This window comes from Arthrobacter sp. HMSC06H05 (assembly GCF_001807395.1).
Classification (GTDB): Bacteria; Actinomycetota; Actinomycetes; order Actinomycetales; family Micrococcaceae; genus Pseudoglutamicibacter; species Pseudoglutamicibacter albus.
Genome location: NZ_KV788998.1, coordinates 57,644 through 80,327 on the forward strand (window position 1 = coordinate 57,644; position 22,684 = coordinate 80,327).

18 protein-coding genes are annotated in these 22,684 nt (G+C 58.6%); 15 read left to right on the forward strand and 3 right to left on the reverse strand.

Annotated features, from left to right (window positions below):
- Positions 1–34 precede the first annotated feature (34 nt).
- From ruvB to HMPREF3160_RS08310, 5 genes are all read left to right on the forward strand, one after another.
- Positions 35–1,105 carry a Holliday junction branch migration DNA helicase RuvB gene (gene ruvB / locus HMPREF3160_RS08290; protein WP_070492253.1) on the forward strand — a complete coding sequence of 357 codons (1,071 nt, stop codon included), beginning with the start codon at positions 35–37 and terminating at the stop codon, positions 1,103–1,105.
- A gap of 205 nt (positions 1,106–1,310) precedes the next feature.
- Positions 1,311–1,697, forward strand: coding sequence for a preprotein translocase subunit YajC (gene yajC / locus HMPREF3160_RS08295; protein WP_070492251.1), 387 nt, complete (start codon positions 1,311–1,313; stop codon positions 1,695–1,697).
- A gap of 97 nt (positions 1,698–1,794) precedes the next feature.
- The gene (gene secD / locus HMPREF3160_RS08300; RefSeq protein WP_070492248.1) at positions 1,795–3,540 is read left to right on the forward strand and encodes a protein translocase subunit SecD; all 1,746 of its coding nucleotides are present in this window, start codon (positions 1,795–1,797) and stop codon (positions 3,538–3,540) included.
- A gap of 1 nt (position 3,541) precedes the next feature.
- The gene (secF, locus tag HMPREF3160_RS08305; RefSeq protein ID WP_070492245.1) at positions 3,542–4,537 is read left to right on the forward strand and encodes a protein translocase subunit SecF; all 996 of its coding nucleotides are present in this window, start codon (positions 3,542–3,544) and stop codon (positions 4,535–4,537) included.
- A gap of 179 nt (positions 4,538–4,716) precedes the next feature.
- On the forward strand, positions 4,717–6,999 hold the full coding sequence (locus HMPREF3160_RS08310; protein ID WP_070508010.1) for a RelA/SpoT family protein: 2,283 nt from the start codon (positions 4,717–4,719) through the stop codon (positions 6,997–6,999).
- Here the strand turns inward: HMPREF3160_RS08310 and HMPREF3160_RS08315 are convergent.
- Together HMPREF3160_RS08315 and HMPREF3160_RS08320 are read right to left on the reverse strand one after the other, a co-directional pair.
- Positions 6,959–7,759, reverse strand: coding sequence for a hypothetical protein (locus HMPREF3160_RS08315; RefSeq protein ID WP_141739888.1), 801 nt, complete (start codon positions 7,757–7,759; stop codon positions 6,959–6,961). The two genes, HMPREF3160_RS08310 and HMPREF3160_RS08315, sit on opposite strands and share 41 nt — an antisense overlap.
- 126 nt (positions 7,760–7,885) lie before the next feature.
- Entirely contained in the window at positions 7,886–9,364 is a 1,479-nt protein-coding gene (locus HMPREF3160_RS08320) for a DUF349 domain-containing protein (RefSeq protein ID WP_070492237.1), read from the reverse strand.
- A gap of 330 nt (positions 9,365–9,694) precedes the next feature.
- Between HMPREF3160_RS08320 and hisS the strand changes: the two genes are divergently transcribed.
- Entirely contained in the window at positions 9,695–11,056 is a 1,362-nt protein-coding gene (gene hisS, locus HMPREF3160_RS08325) for a histidine--tRNA ligase (protein WP_070492234.1), read from the forward strand.
- Between the two features lie 145 nt (positions 11,057–11,201).
- A complete protein-coding gene (aspS, locus tag HMPREF3160_RS08330; RefSeq protein ID WP_035755147.1) occupies positions 11,202–12,992 on the forward strand; it encodes an aspartate--tRNA ligase in 1,791 nt (596 codons plus the stop codon).
- Between the two features lie 9 nt (positions 12,993–13,001).
- Here the strand turns inward: aspS and dtd are convergent, their stop codons facing one another.
- Positions 13,002–13,442 carry a D-aminoacyl-tRNA deacylase gene (gene dtd / locus HMPREF3160_RS08335; RefSeq protein WP_070508012.1) on the reverse strand — a complete coding sequence of 147 codons (441 nt, stop codon included), beginning with the start codon at positions 13,440–13,442 and terminating at the stop codon, positions 13,002–13,004.
- 161 nt (positions 13,443–13,603) lie between these two features.
- Between dtd and HMPREF3160_RS08340 the strand changes: the two genes are divergently transcribed.
- From HMPREF3160_RS08340 to HMPREF3160_RS08375, 8 genes are all read left to right on the forward strand, one after another.
- The gene (locus HMPREF3160_RS08340; protein ID WP_070508014.1) at positions 13,604–15,013 is read left to right on the forward strand and encodes a replication-associated recombination protein A; all 1,410 of its coding nucleotides are present in this window, start codon (positions 13,604–13,606) and stop codon (positions 15,011–15,013) included.
- Positions 15,014–15,248: 235 nt separating this feature from the next.
- Positions 15,249–15,872: a 30S ribosomal protein S4 gene (gene rpsD, locus HMPREF3160_RS08345; RefSeq protein WP_035755153.1), complete on the forward strand. Its 624-nt coding sequence runs from the start codon at positions 15,249–15,251 to the stop codon at positions 15,870–15,872.
- Positions 15,873–16,004: 132 nt separating this feature from the next.
- A complete protein-coding gene (locus tag HMPREF3160_RS08350) occupies positions 16,005–16,352 on the forward strand; it encodes a DUF948 domain-containing protein (protein ID WP_035755155.1) in 348 nt (115 codons plus the stop codon).
- 98 nt (positions 16,353–16,450) lie between these two features.
- Entirely contained in the window at positions 16,451–16,690 is a 240-nt protein-coding gene (locus HMPREF3160_RS08355) for a hypothetical protein (protein ID WP_035755157.1), read from the forward strand.
- Between the two features lie 109 nt (positions 16,691–16,799).
- Positions 16,800–19,493 (forward strand): alanine--tRNA ligase, encoded by a 2,694-nt coding sequence (gene alaS / locus HMPREF3160_RS08360; protein WP_070508015.1) that lies wholly within the window; start codon positions 16,800–16,802, stop codon positions 19,491–19,493.
- Positions 19,486–20,013: a Holliday junction resolvase RuvX gene (gene ruvX, locus HMPREF3160_RS08365; RefSeq protein ID WP_232219252.1), complete on the forward strand. Its 528-nt coding sequence runs from the start codon at positions 19,486–19,488 to the stop codon at positions 20,011–20,013. Before alaS ends, ruvX begins: the two co-directional genes overlap by 8 nt.
- 114 nt (positions 20,014–20,127) lie before the next feature.
- Entirely contained in the window at positions 20,128–21,732 is a 1,605-nt protein-coding gene (mltG, locus tag HMPREF3160_RS08370; protein WP_052048309.1) for an endolytic transglycosylase MltG, read from the forward strand.
- Positions 21,683–22,684: a shikimate dehydrogenase family protein gene (locus tag HMPREF3160_RS08375; protein WP_141739889.1), complete on the forward strand. Its 1,002-nt coding sequence runs from the start codon at positions 21,683–21,685 to the stop codon at positions 22,682–22,684. The genes mltG and HMPREF3160_RS08375 overlap by 50 nt, the downstream gene beginning before the upstream one ends.

Below are 22,684 nucleotides of genomic sequence, written 5' to 3' on the forward strand. Positions count from 1 at the left end.
CTGTTGAGAAGCTAGGGGAGAGGAACGCAGCAAGATGGCATCAGATTCCTCGCGCGGTCTGGTGGATGCCTCCGGAGAGCCGGAGGAACGCGCGCTCGAGGCTGCGATGCGGCCCAAGAACTTCGATGAATTCGTGGGCCAAGCACGTGTTCGCGAGCAACTTTCCCTCGTACTTGAATCCTCGAAGCTGCGTGAACGGGTTGCCGATCACGTTCTGCTCTCCGGGCCTCCAGGCTTGGGCAAGACGACGCTAGCCATGATCGTTGCCGCGGAGATGCAAGCACCGCTACGCATCAGCTCCGGTCCGGCAATCCAAAACGCAGGGGACCTGGCTGCGATCCTCTCTTCGCTATCTGAAGGCGAAGTTTTATTCCTGGATGAGATCCACCGTCTAGCCCGCCCAGCAGAGGAAATGCTCTACCTTGCGATGGAAGACTTTCGCGTCGACATCGTGGTCGGCAAGGGTGCTGGTGCCACAGCTATCCCATTGGATCTTCCTCCGTTCACTCTGGTGGGCGCGACCACGCGTGCCGGTCTTTTGCCGGGACCTCTGCGTGACCGTTTCGGGTTCACCGGCCACCTGGACTTCTATTCGGTTGAAGAACTTGAAATGGTTCTGCGGCGCTCGGCAGTCATGCTTGATGTGCGCTTGACCGATGACGGCTATCAGCAGATCGCTTCACGTTCACGCGGAACCCCGCGTATCGCTAACCGGCTCCTACGCCGTGTCAGGGACTGGTCGCTTGTACACCGCATCGAGCGGATCGATGCGGTTCAAGCCGCAGCGGCCCTGGACATGTATGACGTCGATGAACGTGGACTGGATCGGCTCGACCGTTCAGTTTTGCAAGCGTTGTGCACCAAATTCGGTGGCGGGCCCGTCGGCTTATCAACACTTGCGATCTCGGTGGGGGAGGAAACCGAAACCGTCGAGGAAGTAGCTGAGCCCTATCTTGTGCGCGAAGGCCTCCTCGGCCGAACCGCACGCGGACGAATAGCAACCCCAGCGGCATGGGCGCACCTAGGCCTGACTCCGCCGGAGGGTGCTCCTGGCGCCCTACCTTCGGGGGAGCAGGATCCCGGCGGGACTGCCCGCCTCATCTGAAGAATCGACCGAGCTGGAGAAAGCATTGGCCTATCTATTTCTGTCTTCCAGCAACCGACAGTGCCGTCCCAGAGTTACGGCGTGAGCTTGCAGTTACTACTCCTGCTTGCCGGGGTAGGTTAGGCTAGATCGGTGTTTTCCTTGCGCCTGCAATGCGCGCGCGAGGGTGTGCAGCGATATCGATAATGTGAATTGAGGATGCCACGTGATCTCCGCGCAGCAGATTTTGGCTGAAGGTCAGCAAGGACAGGCCGGGGGTATTAGCCCTCTTCTTTTGATCATGGGCCTCATGGTCATTTTCTTGGTCTTCACGATGTTCCGTAACCGCAAGCGGATGCAGCAAGCTCAGCAGGAACGTGAGACTAAGCTCGTCCCGGGTGCAGAAGTTATGACGACCGCCGGTATCTTCGGCACGGTCGTTGACACCTTCAAAGACGAGAACAAGGTGCTCTTGGAACTATCTCCAGGCAACCGTGTCATGTTCCACGTCCAAGCGATCGCTCAGTTCCCAGAAGACAACTCGACCCCTGAGGCTTCGCAAGAGGACAACCAGGGTGACCTCGACGGTTCGGAAGGCCCAGATAAGCGCTAAGAACCAGCAGCCCAGCGTTGCGAACCGATGCACTTCACACGCTGAGGCAGATACCTAGTCTTTATTCATTCATTGCTCACGTGTGAGAGAAACCTTTATGTCAACAACTAGCCCCAAGCGGCAGGCTCGTAGCGCACTGATCTGGCTCGCGGTGATCCACCTCGTGCTGATCGGTGTGCTCATCGGTGGTGTTGTCGCAGGAAAAACTGGTGCGCTTCCTAAGCTTGCGCTGGACCTTGAGGGCGGTACCGAGATGGTGCTGACCCCTAAACTGGATGACCCGAACAAGCAGGTCACTTCCGAGCAGCTTCAGCAAGCGGTCGAGATCATTCGTCAACGCGTTGATGGCACTGGTGTTGCTGAAGCTGAGGTCACCACCCAGAACAACCAGAACATCGTGGTTGCGATGCCTGGCATCCCAGATGAGAAGACACGTAACCTCATCAAGTCTTCCGCGCAGATGCAGTTCCGGCCGGTGATCGCGGCGAACCAAGACATCACGGCGACGCCAAAGAAGGACCTCACACCGATCAAAGACATCCCAAAGCCTGAGGGTAAACCGCAGAACGGCTCTGATGATCGGTGGGTCACCCCTGAGCTTTTGCGTAAGTTCCAGGCGTGGGATTGTGCCGCTGAGCTCAATAAGAAAGACCGCACGACGTTCAAGGCTGAAGAGCCAGCTATTGCGTGTGAGATGGACCCGCCGTTGCAGGCTAAGTACCTCTTGGGTCCGGTTGAGGTTTCCGGCTCTGACATCACCGATGCCGAGGCACGTCCTGAACAGAACTCGCAGGGCTTCACGACCGGTGGTTGGGAAGTTGCGTTGACGTTCAACAACAAGGGCGCTGCGGCGTTCAAGACGGTCACCCAGCGTTTGACGTCAGCTCAGCCGCCTAAGAACCAGTTCGCGATCGTGTTGGATGGCCGCGTGGTTTCGGCTCCGCAGTCGCTGGCCGTCATTTCCGATGGCCGCTCTTCGATCACGGGTAACTTCACTCAGGAATCGGCTCAAGAACTCGCCGAGCAGCTGCGTTACGGTGCCTTGCCGATGAGCTTCAACATCCCGACCGAAACCCAGGTTTCGGCCAAGCTCGGTGCTGATCAGCTCAAGTCCGGTATGATCGCCGGCTTGATCGGCCTGGTCTTGGTGGCTGTTTACTCCTTCTTCCAGTACCGCGTTTTGGGTCTGGTGACGATGGCCTCGCTCATCATCATGGGTACGCTGACCTATCTCGCGATTGTCTTGTTGGGTTGGGGCGCGAACTATCGGTTGTCTCTGGCTGGTGTTGCCGGCTTGATTGTCTCGATTGGTCTGACAGCTGACTCGTTCATCGTCTACTTTGAACGTATCCGTGATGAGTTGCGTGAAGGCCGCAGGCTCCAGCAGGCGATCGAAACCGGTTGGAAGCGTGCCCGCCGAACCATTCTGGCTTCTAAAGCGGTCAACATTCTGGCAGCCGTTGTTCTGTACTTTGTTGCTGTGGGTAACGTCAAGGGCTTCGCGTTCACCCTGGGCCTGACAGCTGTTGCGGATATTTTCGTGGTGTTCTTGTTCACGCACCCGATGTTGCAGTTGCTCAGCCGTATGCCTTTCTTCTCTGAAGGTCACAGGCTTTCCGGTCTGGATCCGCGCCTTTTGGGCGCTGAGCCGCTGTATGCCGGGGCGGGCCGAGTGCGTGTGCGCCGGCAGAGCGGTGAAGCGAAGCAGGCCGGCAAACACGGCGGCGGGGCTAACCGTGAGGCTCAGCGTCGCATGACGATCGCTGAGCGGCGCCGGGCTGAAGAGCTTGCTGCGCGCGAGAACGGTAGGAACGCAGATACACGCAAGGTAGAGGAGAACTGACGTGGCGAAGCTAGCAGCGTGGGGTAACGAGCTCTACTCCGGTAAGCGTTCGTATCCATTCATTGGCAAGCGCAAACTCTGGTTTGCTATCGCGCTCGTTCTGATCGTGCTTTCGGTCTTGGTTCCGGTTGTGCGTGGCGGTTTCAACCTGGGTATCGATTTCCGAGGTGGCAACGAGTTCCAGGTGGCCGAGGCTCACAAGACTGACCCTAAGCTCGGTGACGACGCCGCCGGCGAGGTCGTGCCGGATAAGAACGCACGGACGACGCATCTGGCTGCGACCACGATGCGCGTCCAGACTGACCCGCTCACCGGTCAGCAAGCCGACGACTTGAAGGAAGCACTCGCGAAAGCATACGAGACGGATGCTTCGAAGGTCTCTGTCTCAGCGATTGGCCCGACATGGGGCGCTGATGTCTCACGCCAAGCGGCGATCGGTTTGGTCGTGTTCATGGTCTTGGTTGCTTTGCTGATGGCGGTGTACTTCCGGACCTGGAAGATGTCGCTTGCCGCAATCGGCGGCCTGATCGTCGTCATGATCGTTACTGCCGGGATCTATGCTGCAGTCGGTTTCGAAGTGACACCGAGTGCGGTCATCGGTTTCTTGACGATTCTTAGCTACTGTCTCTATGACACCGTGGTGGTCTTCGACAAGATCCGTGAGAATACCTCTGACGCCTCCCTCAAGTACGTCATGACCTTCGAGGAGAAGGTCAACCGTGCTGTGAACCAGACCCTGGTTCGCTCGATCAACACCTCGGTCGTTGCGATCCTGCCAGTCGGCTCGATTCTGTTCATCGGTTATTGGTTGCTCGGCGCGGGCACGCTCGGTGACCTCGCGCTTGCGTTGTTCGTCGGCATCATCGTCTCGACGTTGTCCACCCTCTTCATCCAGGCACCGCTGTACTATCAGCTGCGCAAGAACGATGAAGAGATCAAGGAGCTCGACGCTGAGGTCCATGACAACCGCAAAGATTCAGAGGCAGCGCTGGCCTGATACGCGTATTCACCACTAGCTGGGAACGGTGCCGAACGCACCGCGTGACGGAACACCTCGTGAGACTCACCGGTTCACGAGGTGTTCCGTTACTGTTCTGTGGTCTAAACTGACCCAATCACCGTATTGTGTACATACAGCCAGGCCTTGCGCTTGGTAGCAGAGGAGGAATCGCTGCCATGGCGCAACAGCGAGTGGGTGAACAGCAACCAAGGCGGGGAAGGTCGCTTTCGCGTCTGATCCGTTTCTCAGGCCGGTCAACGTTTCCGGCGGCCCCTCCCATCCTTGAGCCCCTGCTACGTACCGTGCGTGCGCAACATCCGGAAGAAGATCTTTCACTCATTACACGCGCCTACGATGTGGCTGCACGTTGGCACGAAGGCGTGAAGCGGAAATCCGGGGATCCCTACATCACCCACCCTGTGGCGGTCGCAACGATCCTTGCGGAGATGGGGCTCACTGGCCCTACGCTGGCGGCGGCGCTGTTGCATGACACGGTCGAGGACACCGAATATTCGCTTGAAGCACTGCGCAAGGACTTCGGCGATGAGATCGCTCTGCTCGTGGACGGGGTCACCAAACTCGATAAGGTCACCTACGGCGAGGCCGCTCAGGCAGAGACGGTCCGGAAGATGATCGTCGCGATGTCCCAAGACATCCGTGTACTCATGATCAAGCTTGCCGACCGAATGCATAACGCCCGCACATGGCGTTACGTCAACCCTGAATCGGCGTCCCGTAAAGCCCGGGAAACCCTCGAGATATACGCTCCGTTGGCCCACCGTTTGGGGATGAACACCGTCAAGTGGGAGCTTGAGGATCTTTCTTTCGCGGTTTTGCACCCGAAAGTGTATGAAGAGATCGTGCGCATGGTGGGCGCCCGCACGCCTGAACGTGAACGGTATCTTTCCGAAGTTCGGCAAGCGATCGAGGCGAATCTCTCTGAAGAGAAGATCAACGCGGTCATCACGGGCCGGCCTAAACACTATTACTCGGTCTATCACAAGATGGTAGTCCGGAAGAAAGAATTCAACGAGATCCACGACCTCATGGGTGTTCGGATCCTGGTTGACTCCGTCAAAGACTGCTACGCGGTCTTGGGCATCATCCATTCGCATTGGAACCCGCTTCCCGGCAGGTTCAAGGACTACATTGCGATGCCTAAGTTCAACATGTATCAGTCCTTGCATACCTCCGTGATCGGTCCCGGCGGCCGTCCCGTCGAGGTGCAGATCCGCACCCACGAAATGCATAAGCGTGCCGAATACGGTGTAGCCGCACACTGGAAATACAAGCAAGGCTCTGCAGAGAACGATAAAGAAACCAACATCAACTGGCTCAACCGGTTGGTGGCCTGGCAGAAAGACACTGAGGATCCAGATGAGTTCCTCGATTCCTTGCGTTATGTCATCAACTCCGCTGAAGTCTATGTCTTCACCCCGGCCGGTGAGGTGCGTTCGCTGCCACTGGGTTCCACACCCGTGGATTTCGCCTACGCGGTCCACACGGATGTGGGGCACAGGGCCGTTGGCGCTAAAGTCAATGGGAAACTTGTTCCGTTGCATACACCGCTCAACAATGGCGATCAGGTTGAAATACTGACCTCGAAGGCAGAAAACGCCGGCCCGTCACGCCATTGGCAAGACTTTGTCGCCTCACCACGAGCCCGCACCAAGATTCGGCAATGGTTCTCCAAGGAGCGCCGCGAGGAAGCGATAGAAAAAGGCCAGGATCTGCTCTCTAAAGCGATTCGTAAGGCTGGGCTCCCGCTCCAGAAGCTCATGACGGCAGAGATCCTCACAGCGGTTGCGAAAGAGCTTCACTACAACGACATCACTGGTCTGTACGCGGGCCTGGGCGAAGGCCACGTCTCTTCCAAGAACGTGATGGAGCACATCACGAGCCTGACGGGAGAACCCGAGGTAGCTCAGCCTGAACCAGGCATGAACTTCACCTCGGACCAAAACCAGACGCGCGGCTCACAGCCGAGCTCTTCCGGGGTTATCGTCCAGGGCTCACGTGATGTTGTGGCTAAGCTGGGCCCGTGTTGCTCGCCGGTGCCACCGGATGCGATCAAAGGCTTTGTAACACGCGGCTCGGGCGTCACGGTACACCGTTCAGCGTGCCCGAACATCGCTAATCTGAGCGGTCCTGAAGCCGAGCGGATTGTCGATGTCGCGTGGGATCCTCGTTCCCACACCGTATTCACGGTAGAGATCCAGGTTGAGGCACTCGACCGGCACTCGCTTTTGAGCGACGTCACCAAAGTGCTCTCGGAGAACCACGTCAATATCTTGTCTGCGAACCTGTGGACCACCAAGGACCGGACCGCGATTTCACGTTTCCGTTTCCAGCTGGGGGAGCCGGACTTCATGAGCCATATCTTCGCTGCAATCCGCCGGATTGAAGGCGTCTATGATGTCAGCCGGGTGCTAGGTGGGGCCTCAGAAGAGCGGCGCTAATCTCCCGCAACCGCCGCCGCACGAGGGTCTGACGCTTTGTACCTAAACGAGCGAATCGATCGCTACCGTCCAACAAGCGGTCCATATCGACTGGCTTGATGTCTTCTAGCTCGAGAGTTTGTGTTACCTGATCCCCAACCGTTGGATTGGGATCCTTCAGGGTTCGTTGCCAGCCCATCGCGATACGTTCTGGAATATCACTGAGTAACCGAGCGACTCGAGGCGCTGGCACATCAGCATCGCGCGCAATCGCAGCCGTTAACTCGACAGCGACCGTCAACGGTGTCACGACCCTGACCCCTTCAACATATGCGATGTCTCGTTGGCTGAGGTTCAACGGATCGATATAAATATTGAGCCCACCAATGTTCCTGAAGCGTCTACTGTGCACGCGCGCCCGCACGTTGAGGCTCGTTGGCGGCTTGCCACCGAGCCACGCCCACAACGCAGTCTGGTGATCGAAGACCGTATTCTTGATGCCGTCTTCAGCCAAGGCCACTTGGAAACGGTAGAGTGCGGCCCACCGCACCATCGGACGGTGGCTGACCGATAAACGGGCATAGAGCGGGCCCACAACGTGGCGGATTAGGTCATCACGAAGAGCCGCCGCAAGCTCGGCTTCAGTGAGGTTCTCACGCATCGCATCCCATAAGGGAACCTCGCAGAGCCGGCTACGCGTGGCAGGTAGCGGTAGAAGATCTTTGCGAGGCGGTGGAAGATCAGGAAGAGGCAGGTCGCGATCATTCTGGGTTGGCGTCATGCATTCATGGTGCGTTCCAGCGTCCAGATACGACAAGGGCCCGGCGCTGTCCTGTGGACAACTCCAGGCCCTTGCGCTAGCGGAGATCTACCGGGGTAGGGAATCTCGAGCTACCTCAACATCTTCTTAGCCCAGTTCGGCAGCTGAACGCTTCACGGTCTCAAGCCACGCACGGCGTGCATCGAGCGCTTCCTGAGCCTTAGCGACCTTCCGCTGATCACCGCTTGCCTGGGCGCGCTCGAGGTCAGATTCCAAATCAGCGATCGCGTCTTCAAGCTGCTGCAACATCGAGTTCGAGCGAGCCTTCGTCTCCGGGTCAGTGCGGCGCCATTCGTCTTGCTCAGCTGAGCGAACAGCGTCTTCAACCTGGCGCAGGCCGGCTTCGATGCGGTGCATATCGGAACGTGGAACCTTGCCGGCAGCTTCCCAGCGGTCGCGGATCGAACCAAGTGCACGCTGTGCCTGCTTGAGGTCCTTCACTGGAAGGATCGCACGGGCCTCCTCCAGGAGGGCTTCCTTAACCTTGAGGTTTTCGGCGTACTCGGCGTCAATCTTATCGTTAGCCTTCTTACGTGCATTGAAGAACACGTCTTGGGCGGCACGGAAACGGGTCCACAACGCGTCATCGTCCTTACGCGATGCACGCGGTGCAGCCTTCCACTCGGACATGAGCTTGCGGTACTCGGCTGAGGTAGCACCCCAGTCAGTCGAGTTCTGCATGCTTTCGGCGCGGCTGATCAAGTCTTCCTTGATGCGCTTAGCTTCAGCATTGCGGTCATCGAGCTTGGAGAAGAAGGTGCGGCGGTTCTTATCGAATTTATTGCGTGCAGAGCGGAAACGCTTCCACAACTCGTCCTCGGTAGCGCGAGGCAAGCGGTGGCCGTTCTTCTGTGCGGCCTTCCACTCGTCGAAGAGTTCAGCCATGCGCTGCGATGCGCTCTTCCACTGAACCTGCTCGGCCGGTTTAGCGGCAAGGTCTTCGGCTTCTGAAACGATCTTCTCGCGGGCGGCTGTGGCTTCAGCGCGCAGCTGCTCAGCGTTGGCACGCTCGTGCTGGCGCAGGTTCTCGATCGCTACACGCAGGTTCTCGACACGGGACTCCAGCATCGCGATGTCGCCCACGACGTCGCGAGCTTTGACGCGCTCATCGATCGCGTTGAGGGCCTTCGGCATCTCAGCGGTTGGGGCTTTGGCTACAACGCGCTGTTCAAGCAACATGATCTCGCCCAGCAGCTCGTCGTATTTGCGTACAAAGTAGGCGAGTGCTTCATCTCCAGTCGCGTCAGGATATTGGCCCACTGCATGCTCATTGCCGTCAACGATCACGAACACATGACCGTCATCGGTGACTCGCGCAAACTTTCGTGCCTCTTCCAAGCTAGTGGCTGGCACCTGTGGGGCTGGGATCACCGTGTCCTTAGCGGTTTCCTTCCCTGCGATCATCGAAGGCGTAGGGGCCTTCGGGGTCGCTGGGGTTGGGGTGCTGCTTGGGGCTGGGTTCTGCTGTGCAGGCTGCGCATCTGTTGCGGATGCCTTCTCCGTGGCTTGCTGGGAGGTGTTCTCCTGTGCCGCGGTTTCCTGGGAGTGAGGCTGCTGTTCAGTCAACGGTCAACACTTTCGCTCAAGTTTTGAGACTGCCACGCCCACCGGGCCGTTGATGCCGGTGCATGGGAACGGTCCAGGGGAGAGGCACACACGTACGCACCAGATTCTACCCGGGTTTTAGCCTTGTGACATTAGTTCTGACGCAGTTGAGTGTGGACACTGAATTCTGGTGCGTTGCGCAACGCGCGTGCTCCCAGGTTCTTCCAGCTGGCTGCTGGCTTTAGAATGAGAGGCGTCTTGTGCACAGTCGTGCACGTGTGAGAGTTGCTTCCGCTGGTCAGTGCGTGAGCTGGTCAGTGCGCGAGTTTTGTTGTGAGGAGTCACGAGATCATGTCCCGTAAGTTGTCCCTAACTGGTTTTCCTGAATGGCTTCCGCAGGAGCGGATTGTGGAGAACCATGTTCTGGATACCTTGCGGGAAGTGTTTGAGCTTCACGGCTTCTCCAATATTGAAACCCGCGCTGTGGAGACGGTCGGGACGCTGCTGAACAAGGGTGAGATCGACAAAGAGGTCTATGGTGTCTCGCGTCTTGCTGACGAGTCACCTGCCAGCGTGAATGACCCGAACGCGCTTGCCCTGCACTTTGACCTGACGGTCCCGTTTGCCCGTTACGTTACGGATAACGCTGGCTACCTCACGTTTCCGTTCCGCCGCTATCAGATCCAGAAGGTGTGGCGTGGTGAACGGCCTCAGGATGGTCGTTTCCGTGAGTTCACTCAGGCGGATGTCGATGTTGTGGGCGATGGCGAACTCCCGTTGACCTATGACCTCGAGTTGGCGTTGGTGATGGCCGATGCGCTTGAGCGTTTGGAGCTGGGTGACTTCGAGGTGCGGGTCAACAACCGCAAGCTTTCCGAGGGCTTCTACCGCGGCATCGGCGTCGAGGATCCAGCGGCGGTATTGCGCGAGATCGACAAGCTCGAAAAGATCGGCGCTCAGAAGGTTCATGAGGCACTCACTGCTCAAGGGTTGAACGATGACCAGGCGCAGAAGGCGTTGAAGCTTGCCTCGATCAAGTCCGCGGACGCTTCTTTCGCCCACGAGGTTGAAGCCCTCGGGGTTGAACACGAGCTGTTGAACGAGGGACTTGCTGAGCTGAAGTCGTTGATCGAGGTCGCATCCAAGATCAAGCCTCACCGCATCGTCGCTGATCTCTCTATTGCCCGCGGCCTGGACTACTACACGGGCACTGTCTATGAGACGACATTGATCGGGCACGAATCCCTCGGTTCGATCTGCTCCGGTGGCCGCTACGAATCCCTAGCCACCAAGGGTAAGAAGAACTATCCAGGCGTTGGGCTCTCGATCGGGGTTTCCCGCCTTGTATCGCGTCTGCTTGCCACTGAGCATCTGGTGGCGCACCGTGCCGTCCCTACCGCGGTGCTCATGGCACTTCCAAGCGAGGATGATTTCGCTGAAGCCGTCGAAATCGCTGAAATGCTGCGCTCACGAGCAGTGGCGACCGAGATCATGGGTAAACCCGAGAAGTTCGGTAAACAGATCCGTCACGCTGACCGCCGAGGTATCCCGTACGTGTGGTTCATGTCCAAAGATGCTTCCGGCAACCGTGTGCACGAAGTCAAAGACATCCGTTCAGGTGAGCAGGTTACCGCCGACCCACACACCTGGATGCCGGCGCAAGTTGATCTTCGGCCCACGGTAGGCCCGAGCGCCGATGCCAGCTCGCGCTGATCAGCCATTAGACTGATTCGTAGTTAATTCATCACTGCCGACTAGGTTTCTCTGTAGACAACCGGCCCACCCCAGCGTGTACGTCGCCTAACACCGTGACGAGTGAACGTATAGCAAGGTGGACCGCTGAAAGGATTTCATCACCGTGCTCCGTACTCATGACGCCGGTTCCCTCAACGCCTCGCTCGTGGGGCAGACCGTGACGCTTGCTGGTTGGGTTGCTCGTCGCCGTGACCACGGCGGTGTCGCGTTCCTCGATCTGCGTGACGCCTCCGGTATTGCTCAGGTGGTTGTTCACGATGAGGAGACGTTCTCGCCACTGCGTAACGAGTTCGTTGTGAAAGTCACCGGTGAAGTCAAGGCACGCCCCGAGGGATCCGAGAACCCGAACCTCGCCTCCGGTGAGATCGAAGTTCATGCTGACACTCTTGAGGTTTTGAACGCTTCAGCAGCGTTGCCGTTCCAGGTTGACGAACACGTCGAGGTCGGCGAAGAGACCCGCCTGCAGTACCGCTACCTGGATTTGCGCCGCCCCAAGCCAGCCGCGAACTTGCGTTTGCGTTCCGAGGCCAATAAGGCTGCTCGTCGTGTGCTCGAGGAACGCAACTTCCTCGAGGTAGAGACCCCAACGATGACCCGTTCGACCCCAGAGGGAGCGCGCGACTTCATCGTTCCTGCGCGCCTTGCTCCAGGTAAGTGGTACGCGTTGCCGCAGTCGCCTCAGCTGTTCAAACAGCTACTGCAGGTCGGTGGCGTGGAGCGCTACTATCAGCTGGCGCGTTGCTACCGTGACGAAGATTTCCGTGCAGACCGCCAGCCTGAGTTCACCCAGCTGGACATCGAAGCATCCTTCGTTGACCAAGAAGACATCATCGCTTTGGGTGAGGCGATCGTGAAAGAACTGTGGAAGCTCATCGGCGTTGAAATTCAAACCCCGATCCCACGCATGACCTATCAGGAAGCGATGACCAAGTACGGCTCCGATAAGCCAGACTTGCGCTTCGATAACCCGATCACCGAACTCAAGGAGTTCTTCAAAGACACCGAATTCCGGGTGTTCCAGCAAGAATACGTCGGGGCCGTGGTCATGCCGGGTGGGGCGTCCCAGCCGCGCCGTCAGCTCGATGGCTGGCAAGAGTGGGCCAAGCAGCACGGCGGCAAAGGCCTAGCTTATGTATTGGTTCAAGAAGACGGTGAGCTCACTGGCCCCGTGGCTAAGAACCTCACCGACTTTGAGCGTGAGAACCTTGCTGCGAAGGTCGGCGCGAACCCTGGAGACTGCATTTTCTTCGGGGCTGGCCCAACCAACTCGACCCGTCAGCTTCTGGGGCAAGCCCGCGTCGAAATCGCGCACCGGACCGGCATGATCAAGGACGGCGACTGGGCGTTCGTCTGGGTTGTTGATGCCCCAATGTTCATGTCCACCGCTGAAGCTGTCGCTGAGGGCGATGTCGCGGTCGGCGAGGGTTCCTGGACCGCGGTCCACCACGCTTTCACTGCACCGAAGCCTGAGTTCCTCGACACGTTTGACACCGACCCAGGCTCGGCACTGACTAACGCATACGACATCGTGTGCAACGGCAACGAGATTGGCGGCGGATCGATCCGTATCCACCGCCGTGACGTTCAAGAACGCGTGTTCAAGGTCATGGGTGTGGATGAGAAAACACAGCAGGAGCAGTTCGGCTTCCTGCTGGAGGGGTTCAAGTACGGTGCGCCCCCACACGGCGGTATCGCTTTCGGTTGGGACCGCGTGGTCTCACTGCTAGCAGGTGAAACCTCGATCCGTGAAGTCATCGCGTTCCCGAAGACCGGCGGCGGATTCGATCCACTCACGGCAGCACCGGCGGAGATCACGCCTCAGCAGCGTAAAGAAGCCGGCGTGGACGCCAAGCCTGAAAAACAGAAGAAGGGCGCTACTGAGTCTGGTCAGTAAGTGTTGCCACTAGAGAGCGAGCTCGGCTGAGTCGATGATCAAGGTGACCGGTCCGTCGTTGGTGAGGTTGACCTCCATCTCGGCCCCGAACACGCCGGTTCCGACCTCTAAACCGAAACCACGAAGGGTAGCGGCGACCTCTTCATAGAGATCCACAGCAGCCTCAGGGCGGGCGGCCTTCGACCATGAAGGCCGCCTGCCCTTTCGCACATCCCCGTAGAGGGTGAAGTTACTGACCACGATGACCGGCGCCTGCGCGGTGACCGCGGACTTTTCGGCCTCCAGAATGCGAAGGTGCGCGATCTTCGAAGCGACAGCTGCGGCTTCGGCGTGTCCGTCATCGACCGCAACCCCGAGCAGAACCACAAGCCCCTGGCCTTCAAACTCGGCCACCACATGGCCCTCAACCACAACGCTTGCGTTCTTGACCCGCTGCACAACCGCGCGCATATCCAACCTCTCTACATCTCTTCGATAGAGCCCCGCCGTGAAGCAGCGGCGCCTTCAATACCTTGCCCTAAGCGTAACGGGACTGAGAACCGTAGTAGGCCTGTGAAGCGTAACGGCCCTAAGCCCGGGGAAGCCGGTGCCCGGGGCTAGGCTTGATAGCGATGGATCTTTTCTCTTCTGCCGACGATGACACCGATGATGACCGCGACCGTGATGAGGACCGCCCGCGCCCGCGTCCGCCTCTGGCTGTCCGGATGCGTCCTAAAACGATCGACGAGGTAGCGGGGCAGAAGCATTTGTTAGAGCCGGGCTCTCCGTTGCGTCAGCTTGCACAAAGCGATGGGGGCGGTCCCGCCGGGCTGAGCTCGCTCATCTTGTATGGACCTCCAGGGGTTGGTAAGACGACCTTGGCACATGTGATCGCCAACGGTCCGCATCGCACCTTCGTTGAGGTCTCAGCTATTTCTGCTGGGGTCAAAGATGTTCGGCAGGTGATGGATCAGGCTCGTGCTGACCGTTCGATGCGCGGCACCACGACAGTGCTGTTCCTCGATGAGATCCACCGTTTCAATAAGGCACAGCAAGATGCGTTGCTGCCCGGGGTTGAGAACGGTTGGGTCGTTTTGGTGGCCGCGACCACGGAGAACCCTTCATTCTCGGTCATCTCGCCGCTTTTATCTCGGTCCCTCCTGCTCAAACTCAAGCCGCTGGAGCGAGACGATGTGCGCCGTCTCTTGTTGCGGGCGCTTGAGAACCCTCGCGGGCTCGGGAACTCTGTTGAGTTACCCGAGGATGTCATGGATCAGCTCATCGACCTATCCGGCGGAGATGCTCGCCGTGCTCTGACAAGCCTTGAGGCGGCGGCCGCGGTTGCGCTGGAACGCGCCCGCCACGAAACGCAAGACTCCGACCAACAAGCAAACACGGTGCCTGTTGTGACCCGGGAAGACGCTGAACGCGCAGTCGATACCGCTCTGCGACGCTACGACAAACAAGGGGATAACCACTACGACACCGCGAGTGCTCTCATCAAGTCGATCCGCGGTTCCGACGTCGATGCGGCCTTGCACTATGCCGCGGTCATGATGGAGGCGGGGGAGGACCCACGCTTCCTCGCCCGCAGACTCGTGATCTCTGCATCGGAAGATATTGGGATGGCCGACCCAACAGCGTTGCAAACAGCTGTTGCCGCGGCGAACGCCGTACAGCTGATAGGCATGCCGGAGGCGCGCATCGTTCTCGCCCAAGCCGTGGTTCACTTAGCGAGCGCACCGAAATCAAATGCCGCCTACCGCGCGATCGATCGCGCTATCGCCGATGTGCGCGCAGGCAAGGGAAGCGGTGTTCCGGCGCACTTGCGCGACGCCCACTATTCAGGTGCTAAAGCGCTTGGTCACGGCAAAGGCTACGTGTACCCCCACGATCACGAACTCGGGGTTGTCCCGCAACAGTATGCGCCGGATGACCTGCAAGGTATCGACTATTACGAGCCGACCCAGCACGGATTCGAGCGAACCGTATCCCAGCGCATCGACTCGATTCGTTCAATCCTGCGCAACAACGGAGCATAGATTCAGTCTGGGCTGAGTTCGAATCGGAGCAGAGATCTTCTCATGACTTAAGTTCTGGTACTTAAGATCTGATAAGCTAGACCGTTGGCTGGCAAGCCGTCCATGTGAGCGTGCCCGATGGGGCCCACTCGGTACGTGAGGCGGTTGCAGATTCGAGGAAGCGGGTTCCCTCATCTCTCCACGTGACCGGAGGCCAGAACCATGAGCTCGCAGACATACGAAAGAGGACACATTCGTGGCCAATAATCGTCAACGCAACACCGTGCGTTTGTCCCGTGCCCTCGGCATCGCTTTGACGCCGAAGGCAGAGAAGTACATGGAGCGCCGTCCGTACGGCCCAGGTCAGCACGGCCGCGCGCGCCGCCGCCAGGACTCTGACTACGCAGTTCGCCTTCGTGAGAAGCAGCGCCTGCGTGCACAGTACGGCATTCGCGAAGCCCAGATGACCCGCGTCTTCGACGAGGCTCGCCGCGAGGCTGGCCTGACCGGTGAGAACCTGATTGAGCTGCTGGAAATGCGCCTCGATGCCCTGGTTCTGCGCGCTGGTTTCGCACGCACCATCCAGCAGGCACGCCAGCTGGTTGTTCACCGCCACATCCTGGTCAACGGCCAGATTGTTGACCGCCCATCCTTCCGCGTGAAGGAAGGCCAGCTCATCCACGTGAAGGAGCGCTCTGAGAAGACCGTTCCATTCCAGATGGCTGCCCAGGGTGAACACGCCGCCGTTCTGCCGGCTGTCCCTGAGTACCTGGACGTCAAGCTGGATCAGCTGCAGGCTAAGCTCGTGCGCCGCCCTAAGCGCGCTGAGGTCCCTGTTCAGTGTGAAGAGCAGCTCGTCGTTGAGTACTACGCTCGCTAATCTTTAGTAGCCGATGCCGCGGTTCCGTTATCAACGGGACCGCGGCATCGTTCTTATCTGCTAGTCATCTTTGCGGCCAACGTTCGGTAGGCTTGACTGGCAGACACCTGCGCACACACTCGAGGAGAGAACATGAGCATTGGCGACATCGCCGGTTTGATCGCTGCAGGATTCTTCGCGATCCTCGTCATTCTTTTGGCTGTACCGATCATCAAGCTGGGGAAAGTTTTCGACGAATTGCGGCATTCGGTCAAAGACCTCACGGAGGAGACCACGCCGATCCTGCAAGAGACCGCAACTACGGTACGTAACGGTAACCAGCAGCTTGAACGCGTTGATGCGATCACCTCGAATGTTCAGGACGCAACCGCCAACGTCGCCTCGGTGACCTCGCTGACCGCCGCCGTTGTGGGCCGTCCACTGATCCGCGCGGCATCGTTCACTGCGGGTGTGCGCGCCGCATTCTCGCGTCGCCGCTAGCAGTCGATATTTGCCCTTGCCTTCGGTTGTAGCTTCAACCGGACGCTAACCGTTTATGCGCTCATGAATGGCGCCCCAAAGACTCGTTAAGGAAGACCATGAAGAAGCTTTTTTGGCTGACCCTCGGCGTCTCCATCGGTGTGATGGCTAGCCGCCAGTTGCAACGCATCCGCACACAGGGTGTGCGTTCGAGCGCAGACTCAGTCCTGGACCGCACCGCGAGCGTTGTCGAGTCCACGATCGCGGCCTTCAAGGAAGGCTCTGCCGAGCGGGAAGCTGAGCTGCGTTCCGCCCTCGGAGTTGACAAGGCTCCATCCGGGCGCCGCGCTGCACGCTAAACCCAACCCATATTAAAGAGCCCACTCATAGTTGGGCTTTATTCAATGTAGGGCGTCTTCGCCCATTTCAATACAGGGCGTCTACGCCCATTCGGAGAATCCAAACCTCATGAAATCTCAGGAAATCGCACAGCGGTGGATCGACTTTTTCGTCAAGCGCGGTCACACGCATGTTCCTAGCGCATCGTTGGTTTCCAACGACCCGTCGCTACTGTTCACCGTTGCGGGCATGGTTCCGTTTATCCCGTACCTCACGGCTGTTGAGCCGGCTCCGTACCCTCGGGCGGTCTCGGTCCAGAAATGTATTCGCACCGCGGATATTGAAGAGGTTGGCAAGACGGCCCGCCACGGTACGTTCTTCCAGATGAACGGTAACTTCTCGTTCGGTGATTACTTCAAGGAAGAAGCAATCACGTGGGCGTGGGACCTGCTCACCACGTCAACCGCCGATGGCGGTTATGGTTTGGATCCTGAACGCTTGTGGGTCACGGTGTATGAAGACGGCGATGACCGCGATGCCGAGGCCCGCCGCATCTGGGAAGAGAAGGTCGGTGTCCCGCGTGAACGGGTCATCGGCACGGGTAAGGCCGATAACTACTGGAACACCGGCCAGCCTGGGCCTGGTGGTCCATGCTCTGAGATCTATTATGACCGTGGTCCCGAATACGGCGAGGAAGGCGGGCCGGCGGTTGATGAGACACGCTACATCGAGATCTGGAACCTTGTGTTCATGCAGTACCGTCTCTCCGCGGTACGCTCCAAGACCGATTTCGATGTCGCTGGTGAACTTCCACAACGCAACATCGATACGGGCCTTGGGCTTGAGCGTCTTGCGATGATTCTGCAGGGCGTTGAGAACATGTATGAGACCGATCAGGTCCGCCCTGTTCTTGACCGGGCAGCTGAGCTTTCCGGTAAAACCTATTCTTCGACTGAGGATCCTGAGGATCCAAGCTACGCAGACGATGTTCGTCTGCGGGTGGTGGCTGACCATGTGCGCTCAGCGCTCATGCTCATCAGCGATGGGGTGACTCCATCGAATGAGGGCCGCGGCTATGTTTTGCGGCGCCTGATTCGCCGTGCGGTGCGTGCGATGCGCCTCATGGGTGTCACTGAACCGGTGCTACCTGAGCTGTTGCCGGTCTCCCGGGACGCGATGGCTGGGGTGTATCCGGAAGTTGCTGAGGATTATGAGCGGATCTCCCGCATCGCCTATGCCGAGGAGCGTGCGTTCCGCCGCACGATCGCATCCGGTACTGCGCGGTTGGATGAAGCGATAGCGGAGGCCAAAGGCCACGGCGCGAACCTCTCGGGTGAGGACGCGTTCCAGTTGCACGACACATACGGTTTCCCGATTGACCTGACTCTGGAGATCGCCGAGGAAGCTGGCTTATCGGTTGATACTGAGAAGTTCCGGGCTTTGATGGCTGAGCAGCGTGAACGTGCTAAGGCTGACGCTAAAAAGAAGAAGTCAGGCCACTCCGATATCGCGATTTATCACGAGCTGGTAGAAGAAGGAAATACGCATTTCACCGGTTATGACGAGCTTGTCACCGAATCGCGTGTGCGCGGGCTGATTCGCGATGGTGTTCGTGTTCCTGTTGCCGAGCAGGGTAGCACGGTTGAGCTCGTCCTGGATGAAACCCCGTTCTATGCCGAAGCCGGCGGTCAGGCCCCTGACACCGGTGTGATCACCGGCGATGGTTTCGTTCTTGAAGTCACCGATGTTCAGGCGCCGGTGAAGGGCTTGTCGGTCCATACGGTGACGGTGCGTGAGGGTGAACTACCGGAGAACGCTGTGGTGCGTGCCGCGGTGGATGCCCAACGCCGCCACGCAGGCGAAGAAGCGCACACCGCGACCCACTTAGTTCACGCGGCTTTGCACGAGGTGCTTGGCCCGGAGGCGTTGCAGTCCGGTTCCTTCAACAAGGAAGGCTATTTGCGCTTCGACTTCACGTGGGCTGAGGCACTCTCGCGTGCAACCCAGTCTGAGATTGAAGAGGTCACCAACAAGGCGATCGACCGGGACTTCGAGGTCATCACGCGCGTGATGAAAAAGGACGAAGCCCTTGCGCTGGGTGCCACGAGCCTCTTTGGTGAGAAGTACGGCGATACGGTGCGTGTGGTTGAGATCGATGGCGCTTGGTCGCGTGAATTCTGTGGTGGCACCCACGTTGCACGTACTGCAAAGGTCGGTACGCTCTCTCTGCTCGGTGAGGCTTCAGTGGGTGCGGGTAACCGACGTGTCGAGGCGCTCGTGGGTATGAATGCTTTCCGTCACAACGCCGCTGAGCGTGCGCTGGTCTCTGACCTCACGGAGATGCTGCGCGTGCCTGCCGATCAGTTGCGTGAACGCATCGACCAGACGGTTCAGCGCTTGCGTGCTGCCGAGAAGGAGATCGACAAGCTGCGGCGTGAACAGCTACAAGCCGCATCGGCCGCGCTGGTTGATACCGCCGAAGACGTAGGTGGGGTCCGCTTGATTGTCCACGACGCAGGCCACGTCGAATCCGCGGATGACTTGCGTTCGCTCGCGTTGCCTTTGCGTGACCGTTTGGGCTCAGACGCTGCCGTTGTCGCAGTGATCGGTGTTGCTAAGGGCAAGCCTATGGTTCTGGTGGCCACGAATGAGGCAGCTCGTTCTGAAGGCATCAAGGCTGGTCAGTTGGTCCGTTCTGCTGCGAAGACTCTTGGCGGTGGCGGCGGCGGTAAGGACGATGTCGCTCAGGGCGGTGGCCAGAACGCTGAGGCGGTCCCGGAGGCATTGGCAGGTATCCGCCGCGAGGTAGCTGAGCGTGGCTGATTCTTTGGCGCCTGAGGCTGATTCCGAGGGCGGGGGCCACGTTTTCGTTGAACGTGGCCCCCGCATCGGGGTCGACGTCGGCAAAGCTCGCGTGGGGGTAGCCAAAAGCGATCCTGACCGGGTCATGGCTAACCCTGTGGCAACATTGCCACGCGATAAGAAGCAGCGCACTGACTTGCGGTTCATCGCTGATCTAGCACGCGAGTATGAGGCGGTGTGCGTCTATGTTGGGTTGCCGGTGAATCTGGGTGGGGAACACACTCCGTCCACGAAGGACGCTGTACGGTTCGCCCGCGGCTTGGAGCGCATGCTTGATGGGATCCGTGTCCGTTTGGTTGACGAACGGCTCAGCACGGTTTCGGCGCAGCGCCAATTGCATCAGGCAGGCCGTAGCGTGAAGTCCTCACGGTCAGTGATTGACCAGGCCGCGGCAGTTGAGATCCTCGAGAATGCTTTGGATGCAGAGAAACGGCTCGATAGCTGGGCAGGTAAGACCATCGCCGAGGCTATAACGGGTTGATTGTCTGAGAGATAGCTCCAAGAATTCACTGGTTGGGGCTTTTGCTCGTCTTTTCGATAAGCTCGTTGTGCGTTATGGTTTCGTTATCTGCAGATGACACGTAAGGATTACTCAGTGACATACATACCACCAGAGGGTTATTCCTCGCGTCGAGCGCGCCGCCGTGCCGAATCGACGCGCTCTCATGGTGCTTCGCGTTTCACCGGTGTGGGGCGTCACTGCCGGGTCACTGATGCGGTCATCGAGATGCATTTGGCGGCACAGCTTGAGCCTGTGGCTCCCTTAGATACCCGCCTGGACGAACCTTTAGAAGCTGACTTCTCAGACGAATACGATCTGCAGGACACTCCTTCTTTTGAGAACCACGTTGATGACGAGCTCGATTTAGCTCCAGGTGGGACTTCGACTCTCGCTGTGGTTCCGGGTGCCGCACCAGCAGGCGCAGCGTCTAGCTCGCATGCTGCTTTTTCTTCCCGGCCAGAACCTGACGCTGATTTTGATGAGCGTGAATGGCTTTCACAGGCCGATGCTGAAGCTGCTGAACACGACACTGAAGATGTTGGGTTCGCGGGCGCGTTAGCTCGTCATTTCGACGATGTGCCGGCGGGCTATCTTCCGGCCGAGGATTTCTTCTCTGAATCCGAGGCTGATCTCACCGAGCGCCGCCGCCGCCGTAAACGCCGCCGCTTCAACCTCGTGGCGGTCGTTTTAGTTTTGATCTTGGTTGTCGGTGGGGCTGGTTTCTTCCTGCATCGCGAGCTGAATAAACCGGATCCTGACTATGTAGGAAGTGGTCAGGGGCAGGTTGATGTCTCGATCGAGCAGGGGTGGACCACCCGCCAGATTGCCGCTCACCTTCAAGACCGTGGCGTTGTGATGGACGCATCCACGTTTGTGAAGAAGGTGGGTGCGAGTTCACCAACACCGGTCTTCCAGCCTGGCGAATACAAGTTGCGTAAAGAGATGTCCTCTGACGCGGCAATCAAGATGTTGACTGACCGTGAGGCAGTCACGTATTTCGCACTACCTGCCAATGTGCGCCTGGATGCTGCTTTGCAAGCGATAGCTGAAGGAACCGATATTCCAAGAGCCACATTGGAAGAACTAGCTAACGACCCGGAACGCTTCGGCCTGCCTGAGGAAGCGAAGAACATTGAGGGTTATCTGCATCCGGGGGACTACCGCTTCCCGTTGAAGACTAAACCTGAACAGGTCCTTCAGACCCTGATTGATAAGACCAAGGAAGAACTCAAGAAGAACGGCGTGACGGACCCGGCTGAGCAGTACCGTGTGCTCAAGATCGCCTCGATCATCGCAGGCGAGGCTCCGCGGGATGACTACCCGCACGTTGCAGGGATCATCGAGAACCGCCTGCACAAGGACAACCGAGAGACCGGCGGATACCTCCAGCTGGACTCGACAGTGGCCTACGGCCTGGATAAAACTACGGTCCACTTGACCCAATCCGAGTTGGAAGACAAGAAGAACAAGTACAACACCTACACCCATCAAGGCTTGCCCCCAACCCCGATCGGTTCCCCTGGCCCTGTCGCGATCGCTGGCGCTGCGAAGCCTGATGAGAGCGGCGACTATTACTGGGTTACGGTCAACCTGACCACGGGTGAGACGAAGTATTCGGATAACCTCGAGCAGCACGAACGCTACGTGCGTGAGTACCGCAAGTGGTGTGCTGATCATCCGGATGAATGCAATGCCTGATGTTCCGCTGGAGCGTTCATTGGAGGCTCCTGCAGGGGTGTTCCGGGCTGCTGTGATCGGTGACCCTATCGATCATTCGCGTTCCCCTCAGCTTCATACCGCGATGGCGAAACTGCGTAACGCTGTAGCGAGCGATGTAGCAGCTGAGGTCGTCGAGTTGCATTATTCCCGTATCCAGGCCCAGCCGGAGGATGCCCAACACTTAGCTTCGATGCTTCGTAGCGAACCTGGCTGGGTGGGGTTATCGGTGACGATGCCGATGAAGAAAGCCACGGTCCCGTTCATGGATTCGGTATCGGAACGGGTTAAGCTCACGGGTGCGCTGAACACCGTGACGGTCAGGCACACACCCGATGGCGAACTCGCCTTGGTGGGGGATAACACTGACGTCGATGGCATCAAGCAGGCGTTAATGAGAGCAGGTTTTGAGCCTGAGCGTCTTCGCAACGAACCCGCGGCGATTTTAGGCGGTGGTGGCACAAGCGTTGCCGCTATCGCTGCCCTCATGGAGTGGGGAGCATCCAGGGTCGTGGTAGCAGTCAGGGATCCGCAGAAAGCCCGCGACGAACTCTCCGGCGTGATAGCAGCCTATGGCTTGCACATTGAACTGTGTGAGCTGAGATCACTGACTAATTCGCTGTTGAAACCAGCTGTCTTGATCTCTACGCTTCCTGCGCCAGCTATCCAACAGTGGAGCGAACAAGCAGCCCACCTTGTCTCACCGGATTCTTACCTCCTGGATGTCGCCTATGCCGGTTGGCCATCGGCACTTGTCGAGCTGTGGCGCGAAGGCGGCGGGGTAGCGGTCCATGGTCTCGCGATGCTTGTTCACCAGGCCGTTGAACAGGGCCGCAGATTCATCGGCTTTGAGCCACGCGAAGCATCGTTGGCAACGCTTTGTGACGTAGTGGGCATCACACCAGACGGTACGGACACGGTGGTTGTGGGATGA

Coding starts and splice junctions, on each gene's coding strand:
- secD (WP_070492248.1), top strand. CDS start 1,795: ATGTCAACAACTAGCCCCAAGCGGCAGGCTCGTAGCGCACTGATCTGG.
- HMPREF3160_RS08315 (WP_141739888.1), bottom strand. CDS start 7,759: ATGACGCCAACCCAGAATGATCGCGACCTGCCTCTTCCTGATCTTCCA.
- HMPREF3160_RS08340 (WP_070508014.1), top strand. CDS start 13,604: ATGGATCTTTTCTCTTCTGCCGACGATGACACCGATGATGACCGCGAC.
- HMPREF3160_RS08310 (WP_070508010.1), top strand. CDS start 4,717: ATGGCGCAACAGCGAGTGGGTGAACAGCAACCAAGGCGGGGAAGGTCG.
- HMPREF3160_RS08355 (WP_035755157.1), top strand. CDS start 16,451: ATGAAGAAGCTTTTTTGGCTGACCCTCGGCGTCTCCATCGGTGTGATG.
- alaS (WP_070508015.1), top strand. CDS start 16,800: ATGAAATCTCAGGAAATCGCACAGCGGTGGATCGACTTTTTCGTCAAG.
- ruvB (WP_070492253.1), top strand. CDS start 35: ATGGCATCAGATTCCTCGCGCGGTCTGGTGGATGCCTCCGGAGAGCCG.
- dtd (WP_070508012.1), bottom strand. CDS start 13,442: ATGCGCGCGGTTGTGCAGCGGGTCAAGAACGCAAGCGTTGTGGTTGAG.
- hisS (WP_070492234.1), top strand. CDS start 9,695: ATGTCCCGTAAGTTGTCCCTAACTGGTTTTCCTGAATGGCTTCCGCAG.
- HMPREF3160_RS08350 (WP_035755155.1), top strand. CDS start 16,005: ATGAGCATTGGCGACATCGCCGGTTTGATCGCTGCAGGATTCTTCGCG.